Source organism: Prosthecobacter sp. (assembly GCF_014879935.1).
Classification (GTDB): Bacteria; Verrucomicrobiota; Verrucomicrobiia; order Verrucomicrobiales; family Verrucomicrobiaceae; genus Prosthecobacter.
In genome coordinates, this window is sequence record NZ_JACSRD010000226.1 from 1 (window position 1) to 13,793 (window position 13,793).

Consider the following 13,793-nt stretch of genomic DNA (forward strand, 5'->3'; position numbering starts at 1 on the left):
GATGGGGGCATCCATTGTCAGTTAACCACCAAAACAGAAAGTACAGAAATTATAGCTTAACGGCATTGGACCTAACCTGCATTTCTCACACTTGTTCAGAGCACGCACTCATCGGCAGAGGTTGGAGTGTAGCCTTGAGGCGATCCGAACGTCTCACAGCCTGCGGATCGGCTAAAGCCTGGACTCCAACCTCCGAAGCGACGCCCACAGGACATGGAAGCCACACAGTGTGAGAAATGCAGGCTAATTCACCGCTCCGGCCATCTTGATGCCAATTTCCAGCGTCGGCTCCGTCGCGTCATTCATCGGCGGTTCGGTCGATTTGCCGCCGGAGGTCTTCAAATCGTTGCCGACGGACCAGATCACTCCGCGAGCGAGGTCATATTGCAGCGGAGCGCCGGTGTAGGGGTCCAGCGGCACATCGAGCAGGAAGTTGAAGCTGCGAAGCTGCTCAAGCGACGCGGGCACGGTCTTTTTCTCCGCGATGCAGCGGCGGATGGCAAAGAGGGTGATGATCAGATTCCCACGCGTGCGGACCAGATCGAGCTGCGCCGGCAGCGGCGTGTAAGTCTTCATGTGACGAATGAAATAGACCCGCCCCTCCGAGTTCGGCTGCACTGAACCCTCTCCGCCAGGCATCTCCTTCAGGCGGATGTCGGACGTCTGCGCCAGTGGTGCCCTTGCTTCGTCCCGTAACTGGCGGAAGGCGGTGGCAAAGAGCTGCACGGTCTCATTCGGTTTGAAGAACAGCCGCCCCGGCCGCCGCAACTGCGCACCTCCCGGCATCGTGTCCAGCGGCTCCTGGCTGCCGGGGCCGAGGATGAGCTTCTTCTCATGCACGTAAAAGGCGTTCAGCGCGCTTTGCAGCATCTCCCGCGTCGGCTGGCACACGCTGAACTGGCGCTGGAACTGCCGCAGCGTCGCCTCCGGCAGTTTCGTCTGCCGCAGAAGGTCGCCGAGTGTTTGTGCGGCGAGCGTCTGCGCCTCCAGCGATCTTTGATAACCTGAGGGCCAGGCGTGCATCTGCTCCAGACGCCAGCCGATCTCGGCCAGATCGATCGCGGCGGTGAACGCCTCCGCCTCCTGCTGGCGTCGGGAGAGGTAGGCTGCCTCCACCTGCTTCAAAAGCAACGCGTCACGCCAGCGGGCATCTCCGCACACATCCTCCGCATGCCACGCGGAGTGGCTGGCGTGCCAGTCGGCGTCTTCCAGCAGGTCACGCAGGTTGTCGAGCGCCGTACCGTTCGCCTGAACGATCCGCGACAGCGTGGGCGTGTCCCACAGCCACGGCGGCCGTCCACGAGCGGCATCACCTGCCATCGGAGTGACCGACGCGAGGAACTTCTTCAGCTTCTCCGGCGTGCGAATCGTCAGTGCTTGATCCACAAGCCGCCTCGGCCGCAGATCCTGGTCAAATCCCGGCGGCTCGTCATGGATGTAAACCCAGGCGACGAAGACAAAGAGCAGCAAACCCATGCTGAGGACGGTCAGGGTGCCCCACGAAGCTTCACGCTCCACCTGCAACGGCGGCCTGTGTGGCGCAGGCGTGGAGACGTTTCGCGGCTTCTCCGCAACACGTGGAGACGCAGCCATCGGGGACTCTTCTGCCACCGGTTCCGGTCTCGTCGGTGGTCGCGCAGGCACTTGAGGCCGCGGCTCGGCCTTCGGCTTTGCCTCCACCTTCGGCGGCAGCGGCGGCTCCGGCTCGTCGATGACCTCACGCTTCTTCTTCGCTGGCGGGGCGTCCTGCCACTCGTGATCCAGTCCCCAAGGGGACGCCCACGCGCCATCGCCGCTGTGCGCGGTTCTTTCGGCGGGCGTCTCTTTCGGCGTGTGGGGCCGGATCATGGCCCGCAGTATGCCGCACTTCACCGCCACGGCAACGCGGCGTCATTTTTTCGCCGCCCGCTTGTCCTTCGCCGGTCCGCCGAAATACGGATACGCGTCCCACACGTTCGTCGCCGGGTCCGCGGCACGCGGATCGTCCGTCTCCCGCATCCAGGTGTCCACTTTGCGGGCCAGCTCCGCCTTGACCGGCTCATAACGGGGATCGGCGGCGAGGTTCACGACTTGATCAGGATCGTTCTTCAAGTCGTAGAGCTCCTCCGCTGGCCGTTTGCCAAAGCTGATCTCAAACAACGGCTTCACCTTGGGATCACCGGCATGAGTCATCATGTAGGCCTTCGTGCGCGAGCCATCGATGTCGCCATACGGCCCCACGGCGAAGTAGAGCTCCGGATCGCCCGCCGGCCAGCGCTCCGGCCGCAGATTGCGCAGGTACAAATGTCCCGCCGTGCGCACGCCACGCACCGGATAGCTCAAGTCACCCCGCCGCACGTTGGCGTGCCGCTCGCGTTCGATGAACACGTGATCTCGCCTCACCGCCGGGGGTTTTCCCATGAGCACATCGACAAAACTGTGCGCCGTCATCTCCGGCCACGGCTGCAGACCGGCGATCTCCAGAAACGTCGGCGCCAGATCGGTGAGCGAGATGAAGTCGGCGCTCACCGAGCCTCGTTTCACCTTTCCCGGCCAGCGAACCGCCAGCGGCACGTGAGTTCCATCGTCGTAGCAATGCGCGAGGCCGTGTGGCATCTGCCAGCCGTTGTCGCTGGTGTGAATGACCACCGTGTTGTCCAGCTCGCCGTTTGTCTCGAGCAAGGCGATCGCTCCGCCGAAGGCCTCATCCATAAGTTCCACCTGTGCGAGGTAGTCGGTGATCTCCTCACGCACCTCCGACACATCGGGCAGCGACTTCGGCACCCGCACTTTGGCCGGATCAATGCCACGCGCCTCGCCCAGGCCCTCCTTCCATTTGTTCAGCGAGGTGTGCGTCGATCCGAACCAGAAGAAGAACGGCTGCTTCTCCTTCCGCACCTGCATGAAGCTGGCGAAGTCCTCAAACTGCGCTCCAGCGGGATTCAACTCACGTCCGAAGTCGATGAAATTGCCAGGACTCCAGCCTTTGCCGGTGAAACCGACATGCCAGCCAGCTTTTGACAGCTCATCGCCGAACACACGGAGCTTCCCCGGAAACTTGCTCCACAAACTCGCCGCATCCACAAGCTGATGCGCCACACGCCCGGTGACGATGCAGGAACGTGTGGGCGAGCAAGATGGCACCGGGCAGAACGCATTCGTGAAACGCATGCCCTCGCGGCACATGCGGTCGAACACCGGCGTGCGCACCGCTTTGTCACCGTTCGCACCCGCATGCTCGTAGGACCAGTTGTCGCCGATCAGCAGCAGGATGTTCGGCTGTTTGGCTTGAACGTGACCGGCCATCAACGCCAGGAGGAAAAGCATGCGGATCATGGGCCTCAAAACGTCCGCATGGCTGGGAATTGTCAGCGCTTTGCCAGGAAACGATATCCACCCAGTGGATGCAGACTGACGCGGACTTCCCACTCCGAATCCAATCCGAGCGCCCGCTGCAATTCGTCGCCGCGAAATCCGGCGCGGATGCTCACCCGCATGTCATGGCAATGCACCCGGTTCAATCCCACCAATGCGGCGAACAGCCGGCCTGTGACGCGATGAATCCACAGCCGCGCCGGATCCACGGCCACGATCAACCGGGTGCTCAATGAAAGCCGCGATCCCAGCACACCGAGCTGTTCATCCGTCAGGTGGTGCAGGAACAGGTTGGCGATCACGATCCTCGATCCAGGAAGCGGATGGTGAAGCACATTGCCACCCGTCCACGCCGCTGCCGCAGGCCAGTGACGCGGCCGGGGCGCCAGATCGATCGCGTGCAGCCCCTCTTCGCGACACAAACCCGCGCGCAACAGGCGCAATGACAAGGTGCCGTCGCCAGCGCCAAGTTCGCTGACATCCCAGTCCACCTTTCCATGACGCCGCATCATGCGCTCGATCCAGCGATGATTCCCCATCACGGCGTTCACCCACAGCATCTGCTCCCGCGTACGAATGGCCTCGGGATCATCCGGTGGCAGCAGGTCGAGCAGCTCGGGCTCAATGGAGCGATGTTTCATCCGGTGGCGTTCGAAAAAGGGGCCTTTCAGCCGCCAGACTGACGGAGCCAGTGCGTCCTGTCACCCTGTCCCGTCCACCGTTCTCACATCGGCGTTTCCCTGACCCGCAATTTGCACCACGGCGGGGCCGCGTTGAAACTGGGAACTCGCATGGACTCCTCCCTAACTCCAGCCATCACACGCGGCGGCATCACCCAGTTCTTTGTAGAGCATCGAGTCCTCGGCTGGCTGGCCATGATTGCCGTTTTGGCCTGGGGCTGCCTTTCATTCACTCAACTGCCGCAGCAGGAGGACCCGACGTTTCCGACGCATGATGCGGTGCTCATCACGGTGATGCCGGGGGCTCCGGCGGAGGTGATGAAGAAGGAAATCACCATCAAACTCGAAGCGGCTCTGGTGAAGCTGCCGACGTTGGAGAAACTACAGTCGCAGTCGAAGGACAACGTGTCGATCATCGTGGTTACTTTGAAGACGGACCGGAAGGAGGTCATTGAGGCACACTGGAAGCAGGCGAAAGAACTCATCGCGGAGGTAAAGCTGCCAGAGGGCTGCAACGAGCCGCGGCTGGAGACGGATTTTCAGCTTCCGGCGACGTTGCTCTTTTCTGTTTTGGCTGACGATGGAACAAAGGCAGGCGAAGCTGCCGACATCATTGAGCAGGAACTCAAAAAAGTGCCGAGCACGGGGCGCATCCGGCAGTTTGGGCATCCACCGGCGGAGATTTTGAGCTTTGAGGACATGGTGGCGGCGAGCTACAGCACGCGGACGCTGCATCGTGAGGGCGATGGCCCGTTGAAGCCATCGGCGAGTGTGCTGGTGGCGGTGGAGATGAAGGCGGGGAACATCATCCGCGACTTCAAAACGGATGTGCTGGCGCAAATCGAGAAAACGAAGATGCCGGAGGGCGTGCGCGTCATCACGGTGTCGGATCAACCGGCGGCCACGGCGCATCGCATCGAGGAGTTTTTGCGCTGTTTCATCGAGGCGGTGATCGTGGTCGTGCTGGTGGCGCTGCTGCTGATGGACTGGCGCACCGCACTGGTGGTGGCGGTGGCGATTCCGCTGACGATTGCGATGACGCTCGGCGGCATGGCGGCGCTGGACGTGCCGCTGCAGCAGATTTCCATCGCGGCGCTCATCATCTCGCTCGGCATGCTCGTGGATGATCCGGTGGTGGCGTCGGATGGCATCAATCGCGAGCTCGCCGAAGGCCAGCCGCGCGGCATCGCGGCGTGGCTGGGGCCATTTAAACTGCGTCGCGCGATCTTTTTCGGCACGGTGATCAACATCGTGGCCTTCCTGCCGCTGGCACTGCTGCCGGGAGACATGGGCGCGTTCATCATTTCGCTGCCGATTGTCATCACGCTGGCACTGGTGTCGTCGCGCATCGTGTCGATGACCTTCATTCCGCTGCTCGGTTACTATCTTTTGAAGGGACAGAAGGGTTTTGATGCCGTGAGTGGCTCGCATCCGCTTTACCGGCTCGTGCCGGTGTATCGCGCCGCGTTGCAATTTGGGCTGCGCAGGCCGCTGGCGACGGTTTTGGGCGCTTTTGCCCTTTTGGCGGCCAGCACGGCTTTGATCCCGCTTTTCGGCAAACAGTTCTTCCCGGCCGCAGAGCGGAATCAACTGCTCGTGGACATCCAATTGCCCGAAGGCAGCCCGATTGAGCAAACGATGGCCGTCACGGCTCGCATGGGCGATTTCCTGCAAAAAGACGACGCCATCCAAAGTGCCGTGATGGTCAGCGGCGGCGGCACGCCCATGTTTTACTACAACGTGCTGCCACGCCAGAGCGCCGCAAACGTGGCGCAGGTGCTGGTGAACACGCGAAAGGCCGAGGATGTGCCCGCGCTCATCGTGCATCTGCGCGAAGTCTTCGACCGCGAGATTACGGACGCGCTTTGCCTCGTGAAACAGATCGAACAAGGCCCAGCGCTCGAAACACCGATCCAGATCGAAGTCAGCGGCCCGGGTTATTTGGAAGCCAAGGTAGCCAAAGTGGCCGAGGAGCTGCGAAAAGCCGGTGCTTACAAGGTCCACGACGACTCCGCCATTCTATCACGGCTCAATCAGCGACGCACGATTACCGTGAAGGCGCTCGCGCCATTCGGTGAGCTGGCCTCGCGCATCCTCGCGAAGGCTCGCGAGCATTTTCCGAAGGAAGGCATCGCTTTCGGCGGTGAGGAGCGCGAACTGACCAACAGCCAGCGCGAGATGGAGCGCGTGTTGAAGATTTCGCTCGCGCTGATCGCGCTGGCGATGGTGATCCAGTTCCGCTCGATCATGAAATCGCTCGTGGTGATGCTCACGGTGCCGCTGGGGCTCATCGGAGCCTTCACCGGCCTGGCGACGACGCACGCGTCCTTCGGCTTCATGGCGCTGATCGGCATCGTGAGCCTCGCCGGAGTCATCGTGAGCCACATCATCGTTTTGTCGGACTTCATCGAGGAAGAGCGTGCCGCAGGCGTGGAGCTCGAAAAGGCGCTCATGCATGCCGCGCTGGTGCGTCTGCGTGCCGTTCTGGCCACCGTCTTCGCCACCGTGTGCGGCTTGATCCCGCTGGCGCTGACGGGCGGCGAGTTGTGGCGACCGCTCACTGCCGTACACATCTTCGGCCTGCTGTTTGCCACGGTACTGACGCTGCTGGTGCTGCCCGTGCTCTATTTCCTCTTCGCGAGGTGGAAGTGGATCAAGTGAGGCGCGACAGCGTTTTGGAGTACGGCGGCCCTCCGCCGCTTTGGAGCGCTCACCGACTCGCGAACCACAGCAGAATGCACTTCGGCACTCAGGGGCTTCGAGGAAGGCTGTTTGAACTTCGTGAGCGATGTGGACTCACGAAAGCGCTGGAGGGCCAGCGCACTCCAAAACGCTGTCGCGAGATTCGAAATCACCACTCCGAATCAACGTCGTAGTCGTCGGGAACGTTAATTTTGTCGGTCTTGAAGCGTTGGATGGACTTCACGAGGGCGGGACTGGTGGTTTGCTCGAACCAGGCGGCGGAGCACCAGGGATAGTCTTTGGTGACTCGCACGAGGCCGTGATGCACAGCGTTACTGTGCGTGTAGTTCAAGCGGGCGAAGTAGGAGTTCGTGTGCGTGAGCTGCGTCTCGCGGTAGTTGTGCCACACTTTGCGACCCGGAGTGCCGTCGAGCTTGTTGACCCAGCCGCTGAGTTTGACGTGCAGCATGCCGAGCATCGGTTCGAGCGTGGCGGGGTGTTCCGGGGACTTGGCGACGAAATGGTAGTGGTTGGAAAAGACCGCCCAAGCTTCGAGAGACCAGCCGTATTTGGCGGTGACGATCAGCAGGCCGCGCTGGAGGACTTCGAGACGCTTGGGACCGCGAAAGTGATGCGCTTTGAGGTAGGTCGCCGCAGTGACGAAATAGGTGCCACGCTCCGTGAGTCGATGCGGCGGCGCATGCGGCCAATCGATGGTTTTGGCATGGGGGAGTGTGGAAGGCTTGAAGGACAACGCAAGTCGCGACAGCGTTTTGGAGTGCGGCGGCCCTCCGCCGCTTTCGGGCGCTCACTGACGCGCGAGTCGCCGGAAAATTCACTTCGGCAGTCAGGAGCTTCGATGAAGGCTGTTGGGTCTTCGTTGATATCGTGGCCTCACGAAAGCGCTGGAGGGCCAGCGCACTCCATGACGCTGTCGCGCCTGCGTCACGCCTGACCGAAAATAAGCGCCACATTTGCGCCGCCAAAGCCGCTGCTGTTGCTCATCGCCACGCTTGGGGCTTCATCGCATCTTTCAGTGAGAATCGAGATCCCTTCGCAGGCGGGATCGAGGTTTTGGGTCTTCGCGGAGGCGGGCATGAAGGCTTCGCCGAGGGCGAGACAGCAGATGCCAGCTTCGAGGGCTCCGGCGAGGCTCAAACCGTGGCCGGTGAGGGCTTTGGTGCTGCTAACTTTCGGGCTTTTGTCGCCGGTGAAGATGGCTTTGAGGGCGTTGAGTTCGGCGAGGTCGCCAGCCGCCGTGGCGGTGGCGTGGGCGTTGAGGTAGTCGATGGCGCTGGGGTCGAGATGGGCGTCTTGCAATGCGTTCGTCATCGCACGGGCGAGACCTGCACCGCTAGGATCCGGCGCAACGACGTCGTAGCCGTCGGAGGCCTGGCCCCAGCCTTTGACTTCGGCGTAGATGGTCGCGCCGCGGGCGGCGGCGTGTTCGGCGTCTTCGAGGACGAGCGCTGCACCGCCGCCGGTGATGATGAAGCCATCGCGATTCACGTCAAAGGGTCGCGGAGCAAGCGCGGGATCGCTTTGAGCACTCAAGGCACGCAGCGAGGCAAAGGGCAGGATGTTGCACGGATGACAATCTTCCGCGCCAACGACGAACATGATCTTCTGACGGCCCATGCGAATCAAATCGCATGCGCTGCCCAAGGCGTGCGCGGAGGAGGCGCAGGCGCTGCTGAAGCCGACGGAGGCACCTTTGATGGCAAACTTCGCGGTGAGATTGAGGTGGAGCGAGTTCGGCATGCCGGTGACGACGGTCGGTGCCGAGGTGCGGGCGGGGCCGCGGGTGAGAACGGAGTCGAGGGCGACATGCGTCATCCACGACGAGCCTGCGGAGGCGCAGTAGAGGCCGGTTTGCGGTGAAGAGACGAGCGCGGGATTGAGCTGCGCATCGCGGATGGCCTCGTCCATGGCGACGGAGGCGAAGACGGCATTCGGCACGAGTGTGCGGAGCTGCGAGCGGCTGAACTGCACGTGCGCGGGGAAGGTCCAGTCGAGCGGATCGGCGGTGGGAAAGGAAAAGCCCTTCAAGGTGCCGGCGAGCTTCACGCGGTCGTTCGCGGCAGCGAGTTCGGGCATGACTTCGATGCCGCAGCGGCCTTCACGGAGGCTTTGCAGCACCTCTGCACGGCTGTTGCCGATGCTGGAGATGAAGCCGAGGCCGGTGACGACGACGCGGTTCATGCGGCGAGCTTGGAACGAAGGAAGGTCTTCAATTCACCGAGCGTGCGGATGCCGTTCATCTCCTGCGTGGCGACGGTGATGCCGAGCACCTCCTCCGCGGTCATGACGACCTCGATCATGCCAAAGGAGTCCATGCCGATGTCTTCAATGAGGCGCGAGTCATCGGTGGCGGCATGCACGCCTTCCGGTTTGGGGTTTGCGGCATCGCGCTCGAGCACGCCGAGGATGATGGCGGGCAGTTCATCGAGATCGCGCGACTCTTCAAAACGCAACGCGGCGGCCACGGTGGCCTCGCTGCATCGTTTGAGCGACTTGGTGATCTGCTGCTGGCGTTCTTCGGTGATGGGCATGATTCAAAGATTCAGGAAAGGATTGATGACGCGGATGCCGTCGTAAGTCTGGCCGGGGTTCAGGTCCTCGGAGTAGATGGTGGCACAGCCGAGCTGCTTCGCGGCGGCAACGATGCAGGAGTCAAAGTAGCTGATTTGATAGCGGGCACAGATGGCGAGGGAGGCGTCGAACATTCGCAAAGTGGGCTCCAGCACGGTGAAGGTGCGCCGCCAGCCATCGCAAAACGCCACGGCCTCATCGTGAGTGTAGCCGAGCTTTTTCGGATGTGTGGCGACACGGTAAAACTCCTGCAACACCTGCAAGGAGACGGCCTGACCAGACGGCTGGATGAGCGCCCGCGCCGCTGCGGCTTTCTTCGCGTCTTCAGCCCGTCGGCTGACGGCATAAACGAGGATGTTAGTGTCGAGAAAGTCCACGTTCGTAGCAGTCCTCGCGGTTCAGTGGCCCCACGGAGCCCGGTGTGAGCGGGTGCGCGTCGGCGAGCTGCCAGAGCGCGTTCAGCGTGGTGGTTTCGCTTGGGGTTTTGGCAGAGCCATGGCGGAGTCCTGACACGAAAACGTCGCGCAGGAAGTCGCCGAGCGACTTGCGGTTGCGCACGGCCTGCGCCTCGGCGGCCTCGTAGAGGTCGTCTTCCAAGGTGATGGACACGGTTTTCATGGTCGAAGGATAAACGAATCGTCCGGCGGGTCAAACAGGCTTCTCCGCACTGAAGATGCCGTAGCGCTGGATGCCGAGTTCGTAGGCGAGCCAGATGCGGAAGAGGGTGAGGGCGAAGATGCGATTTGGGTTCCGCGAGCTGAAAAGGAAGCTGCGGTAGTGCGGCTTGGTGAGCAGGCCTTTGACGGTGCGCAGGGCGCAGAGCGGCCAGGTGTGCTTCACGAGGGGCGCGTAATCTTTGAACTGGTAGTTCACAAAGCCTGCGGCCTCGGTGGCGGCGCGGAATTCGCTCTCGGGGCGCACGCCGGCGATCTGGGCTTCGCGTGTGATTGCATCAATGAAGTGGCGTTTAGCCACGGGATCGGGATTTTCGCAGGACATCCACGCAGTGGCGACGAGACGACCGCCGGGCTTCATCACGCGATAGCATTCGCGGAAGAAAGTGGGCAGATCCGGCATGTGCTCGAGGCTTTCGACGGTCTGCACGACATCGAAGCGGTTGGCGGGCAGTTGGTTGTCATACCAGTCACGCACCATGAAGGTCGTTTTGCCGGGCACGTGGTTGTTCGCCTGCGCGTAGGCGAGCTGCACGCTCGAAATGGTCATGCCGGTGACATTCGCGCCGTAGCGCTGCGCGAGGATTTTCGCGGTGGCACCGTAGCCGCAGCCGATGTCACACACGTCGGTGGCCGCGCCCGTGTGGCCGAGCTCGGCGACGATCTTGACGAGGTTCTCAGCGGCCTCGGTGTCGCTTTCCTTGCCGGTGAACCACACGCCGTGGTGGACGTGCTCGCCCCAGATTTCGCGGTAGAACTGATCGAGGTCATCATAGTGCGAGGCGGCGCCGTCGATGGTGGGAACGTAGTCGGTGGACATGAATCAAGCGGTGTGCGGCCTCAAACTGGCCTGGGGGACGCGGGCGAGCGTGTTGAAGGGAATGGTGAGCATGGCGTAAAACGGTCCCATGCGCCGGGCGACCGGTCCCTGGCAGAGCAGGAACTTCAAAATGACATCGCGCAGCGCGGAGCGTGCATTGCCGCGCCACGTGCCGAGCCACATGCCCCACTCGGCGCGGAAGATGGCGGTCTTCGCGGCCTTTCGACGGAAGCGATTGTAGGCGGGCAACAGCGCGAGCGGGTCCGCTTTGGCGAGCACCTCGGCGAGGAATTCCGCATCGGCGAAGCCGGTGTTCATGCCCTGGCCGCCGATGGGGCTCATGCCGTGCGCGGCATCGCCGCAAAGGATGACACGGTGCGAGTAGTAGCGGTCGCAATTGAAGCGACGCGGCGTGAAGACGCTCTCGTTCACCTGATCGGCAGAGGGCACGTTGATGCCGGTGCGCAGATGCGTGAGGTAGCTGACGAGGCCTTTTGGCGGTGCATCGAGACGTTGATCCGTCTGCACGATCCAGCGTCGCTGGCCGCCGGGCAGCGGAAAGGACTCCACGGAGCCTGTTGACGTGAAAAAGAGGTGCGCGGCATCGCCGAAGTCGGTGCGATCGATGAAGTCGCCCATGACGAAATGGCAGTCGTAGGGCTTCACCGGGGCCTGCATGCCGATGAACTCGCGCACACGGCCGCGAGCACCATCGCAGGCGATGACAAAACGCGTGGTGAACTCACCGGCATTCGTTTGCACGACGCAGTGATCCGCGTGCTGCGTGATGCCGGTGACCTCGCAGCCGGTTTGCATGCATTCCGTGCCGAGATGGCTTTGCAGGATCGAAATCGTCGTCGCCTGTGGCAGCGAGAGGATGAAGCGATGCTCGTCCGGAATGTCGCGGAAGGTCACGCGACCGAGTTTGCTTTTGCGACCATGCACGAAGCAGTCATAGACCTTCACACCGGCCTCGATGAACTGCCGTGCGAGCCCGAGTTGATCCAAAATGTGCAGCGAGGGCGGTGTGATGCCGATGGCGGCGGAATGCGCGAGAGGCTGCGTGCGCTTTTCGAGCACGCGGAAGCGGAGGCCGCGCTTTTGGAGCAAACACGCCAGCAGCAGCCCCACAGGGCCTCCGCCGACGATGATGGCATCCAGTTCCGGCTTCATGCGTGCGAGGCGGCTTTCGTTTTCGTCGGCGAGGTGATGGCAGCGCCGCAGCGCTCCAGCACGGCCGTTTCCACCGTCAATCCGGGACCAAACGCGATGGCGCAGGTGGTGGCGCGATCCGTTTCCGCCTCTTCGAGCATGCCCTTGAGCACAAACATGACCGTGGGGCTGCTCATGTTGCCGTAATCACGCAACACGCCGCGTGAGATCTCCAGCGCCTCGGGCGGGAGTTGCAGATGCTGCTCGACTTGCTCCAAAATGGCGCGACCACCCGGATGCACGGCCCATTCGTCGATGTCGCTGAGTTTGAGATCACGCTTCGCGAGCACGCCGCTGAGCATCTCGCGGATGTTGCTGCCGATCAAACCGGGCACGTAGGCAGAAAGAACCATGTTGAAACCGTGATCGCCGATCTCCCAGGCCATGTCCGCCTCGCTAGACGGCACGAGCGCCGAGTGAAAACCCTGCACGCGGTAGTAAGGCCGCTCATCGGTGGGCTTGCGAGCACTCAGGATGGCCGCGGCGGCTCCATCGGCGAAAAGAGCATTCGCGACGATGCTTTCGGTCTTGTCGCTCACCTGAAGATGCAGCGTGCAAAGCTCCAAGCACATCACGAGCACCACCGCGTCCGGATTCGCCTCACAAAACTGCGCCGCCATGCGCAGCGCCGGAAAGGCCGCGTAGCAGCCCATGAAGCCGACGGTGTAGCGCTCGACGTTTTCATTCAAACCGAGCTCGCGAATGATGTGGTAGTCCGGCCCGGGATTCGTGAAGCCGGTGCATGACGCGAATACCAGATGCGTGATCTGCTCCTTCGCGAACTGCGGGCACTCCGCCAGCGTCTTGCGGGCGAGCTTCACCGCGAGTTCGCGTGCCGCTTTGCCATACAGCTCATTGCGCTGGCCGGTGCTGGGCGAGTTGATGGTGCCATCCGGCAGCGTGCGGAAGAGACCGCCGTCTTCCTTCATGAAGTCGTCGCTGACGCTGTAGCGTGTGTCGATGCCGGTGCGCTCGTAAATCAGCTCCACCATGCGCTTCGCCCGCGGATCCTGCACCCAGCCCTTCATGCGCGAGCAGGCGAACTCGTTGCTATACAGATGCGGCGGGGTCTCGGTGGCGATGTGATGGATGTAAGCGGGCATGAACTCAATTCTTGGTCAACGTTACCGAGGCACGCACCTTGATGCCATCCCCTACTTTGATGAATAAGAGCACCGTGGGGACGCTAATGCCACTGGCCTTCATCGAGACCGGAAATTCGAGGTCAAAGGTGGCTTTGTTGCCGCTGAGCTTCCAATTCGAGATGGTGCCGGTGACGTTTTGCGGTGTGCCGAGCAAATTCAACTCGATGGGCAGCTTCGTCGGCGTGCCCGCGGCGGCGACTTCGGAGAACTTCGCGTCGATCTTCCCGACGATGAGCGGATGCTCGGTGACCTTCATGGCCTTGCGCATGTTTTCATCGCGTTTGGCCTCCTCGGTGTCCATCTCGGCCGCTTTGACCGTCACGGTGGAGACGATGCGCACAGGTTTGTCGCCACTCATGGTGACCTCGGCCTTGAACGGCTGTGCGGAGACTTTCCCGCCCCAGTCATGCAGCGTGGAGGTGCCGTCAAAGGTGATGGCAGCATTGCCATTCCAGGTTTCAGCGTGGAGAGCGGCGGCACCCAAAAGGGTGACGAGAAGAAGCAGAGGTTTCATGCGCGTTGTTCAGAGACCGCCGGAAGAAGGTCCGGCAGCCGAAGCGCAGTGTGTCTAGATTTTCGTCGTCTGCATCCTCAAGGAAGGGATTCGGAGATTACCATTTGGTAATTTTACCTG

General features: G+C 62.1%; 13 protein-coding genes. 1 reads left to right on the top strand and 12 read right to left on the bottom strand.

Annotated features, from left to right (window positions below; genetic code table 11):
* Positions 1–243: 243 nt before the first annotated feature.
* From IAE77_RS26180 to IAE77_RS26190, 3 genes are read right to left on the bottom strand one after another with little or no spacing between them, the layout of a single operon-like run.
* Positions 244–1,848 carry a hypothetical protein gene (locus IAE77_RS26180; protein ID WP_294233186.1) on the bottom strand — a complete coding sequence of 535 codons (1,605 nt, stop codon included), beginning with the start codon at positions 1,846–1,848 and terminating at the stop codon, positions 244–246.
* 42 nt (positions 1,849–1,890) lie between these two features.
* Positions 1,891–3,315 (bottom strand): sulfatase, encoded by a 1,425-nt coding sequence (locus IAE77_RS26185; protein WP_294233189.1) that lies wholly within the window; start codon positions 3,313–3,315, stop codon positions 1,891–1,893.
* Between the two features lie 32 nt (positions 3,316–3,347).
* Entirely contained in the window at positions 3,348–3,995 is a 648-nt protein-coding gene (locus tag IAE77_RS26190; RefSeq protein WP_294233192.1) for a hypothetical protein, read from the bottom strand.
* A gap of 150 nt (positions 3,996–4,145) precedes the next feature.
* On the opposite strand from IAE77_RS26190, the gene IAE77_RS26195 reads away from it, so the two are divergent.
* Positions 4,146–6,695: an efflux RND transporter permease subunit gene (locus tag IAE77_RS26195; RefSeq protein WP_294233195.1), complete on the top strand. Its 2,550-nt coding sequence runs from the start codon at positions 4,146–4,148 to the stop codon at positions 6,693–6,695.
* 190 nt (positions 6,696–6,885) lie between these two features.
* Here the strand turns inward: IAE77_RS26195 and IAE77_RS26200 are convergent, their stop codons facing one another.
* From IAE77_RS26200 to IAE77_RS26240, 9 genes are all read right to left on the bottom strand, one after another.
* Positions 6,886–7,470, bottom strand: coding sequence for a hypothetical protein (locus tag IAE77_RS26200; protein ID WP_294233198.1), 585 nt, complete (start codon positions 7,468–7,470; stop codon positions 6,886–6,888).
* A 191-nt stretch (positions 7,471–7,661) separates the two neighbouring features.
* On the bottom strand, positions 7,662–8,918 hold the full coding sequence (locus tag IAE77_RS26205) for a beta-ketoacyl-[acyl-carrier-protein] synthase family protein (RefSeq protein ID WP_294233200.1): 1,257 nt from the start codon (positions 8,916–8,918) through the stop codon (positions 7,662–7,664).
* Positions 8,915–9,268 (bottom strand): acyl carrier protein, encoded by a 354-nt coding sequence (locus IAE77_RS26210; protein ID WP_294233202.1) that lies wholly within the window; start codon positions 9,266–9,268, stop codon positions 8,915–8,917. Before IAE77_RS26210 ends, IAE77_RS26205 begins: the two co-directional genes overlap by 4 nt.
* A gap of 3 nt (positions 9,269–9,271) precedes the next feature.
* On the bottom strand, positions 9,272–9,685 hold the full coding sequence (locus IAE77_RS26215; RefSeq protein WP_294233205.1) for a PIN domain-containing protein: 414 nt from the start codon (positions 9,683–9,685) through the stop codon (positions 9,272–9,274).
* Positions 9,666–9,926, bottom strand: coding sequence for a hypothetical protein (locus tag IAE77_RS26220; protein ID WP_294233208.1), 261 nt, complete (start codon positions 9,924–9,926; stop codon positions 9,666–9,668). The genes IAE77_RS26215 and IAE77_RS26220 overlap by 20 nt, the downstream gene beginning before the upstream one ends.
* 30 nt (positions 9,927–9,956) lie before the next feature.
* Positions 9,957–10,802, bottom strand: a complete 846-nt coding sequence (locus tag IAE77_RS26225; RefSeq protein ID WP_294233211.1) for a methyltransferase domain-containing protein — start codon at positions 10,800–10,802, stop codon at positions 9,957–9,959.
* A gap of 3 nt (positions 10,803–10,805) precedes the next feature.
* Positions 10,806–11,975 (bottom strand): NAD(P)/FAD-dependent oxidoreductase, encoded by a 1,170-nt coding sequence (locus IAE77_RS26230; RefSeq protein WP_294233214.1) that lies wholly within the window; start codon positions 11,973–11,975, stop codon positions 10,806–10,808.
* Positions 11,972–13,117: a type III polyketide synthase gene (locus IAE77_RS26235; RefSeq protein ID WP_294233216.1), complete on the bottom strand. Its 1,146-nt coding sequence runs from the start codon at positions 13,115–13,117 to the stop codon at positions 11,972–11,974. The genes IAE77_RS26230 and IAE77_RS26235 overlap by 4 nt, the downstream gene beginning before the upstream one ends.
* A 4-nt stretch (positions 13,118–13,121) precedes the next feature.
* Positions 13,122–13,673 (bottom strand): YceI family protein, encoded by a 552-nt coding sequence (locus IAE77_RS26240; RefSeq protein ID WP_294233219.1) that lies wholly within the window; start codon positions 13,671–13,673, stop codon positions 13,122–13,124.
* Positions 13,674–13,793 lie beyond the last annotated feature (120 nt).

Excerpts from the sequence above, each read along its gene's own strand:
- IAE77_RS26180 (WP_294233186.1), bottom strand. The coding sequence starts at position 1,848 with ATGATCCGGCCCCACACGCCGAAAGAGACGCCCGCCGAAAGAACCGCG.
- IAE77_RS26185 (WP_294233189.1), bottom strand. The coding sequence starts at position 3,315 with ATGATCCGCATGCTTTTCCTCCTGGCGTTGATGGCCGGTCACGTTCAA.
- IAE77_RS26190 (WP_294233192.1), bottom strand. The coding sequence starts at position 3,995 with ATGAAACATCGCTCCATTGAGCCCGAGCTGCTCGACCTGCTGCCACCG.
- IAE77_RS26195 (WP_294233195.1), top strand. The coding sequence starts at position 4,146 with ATGGACTCCTCCCTAACTCCAGCCATCACACGCGGCGGCATCACCCAG.
- IAE77_RS26205 (WP_294233200.1), bottom strand. The coding sequence starts at position 8,918 with ATGAACCGCGTCGTCGTCACCGGCCTCGGCTTCATCTCCAGCATCGGC.
- IAE77_RS26210 (WP_294233202.1), bottom strand. The coding sequence starts at position 9,268 with ATGCCCATCACCGAAGAACGCCAGCAGCAGATCACCAAGTCGCTCAAA.
- IAE77_RS26220 (WP_294233208.1), bottom strand. The coding sequence starts at position 9,926 with ATGAAAACCGTGTCCATCACCTTGGAAGACGACCTCTACGAGGCCGCC.
- IAE77_RS26225 (WP_294233211.1), bottom strand. The coding sequence starts at position 10,802 with ATGTCCACCGACTACGTTCCCACCATCGACGGCGCCGCCTCGCACTAT.
- IAE77_RS26230 (WP_294233214.1), bottom strand. The coding sequence starts at position 11,975 with ATGAAGCCGGAACTGGATGCCATCATCGTCGGCGGAGGCCCTGTGGGG.
- IAE77_RS26235 (WP_294233216.1), bottom strand. The coding sequence starts at position 13,117 with ATGCCCGCTTACATCCATCACATCGCCACCGAGACCCCGCCGCATCTG.
- IAE77_RS26240 (WP_294233219.1), bottom strand. The coding sequence starts at position 13,673 with ATGAAACCTCTGCTTCTTCTCGTCACCCTTTTGGGTGCCGCCGCTCTC.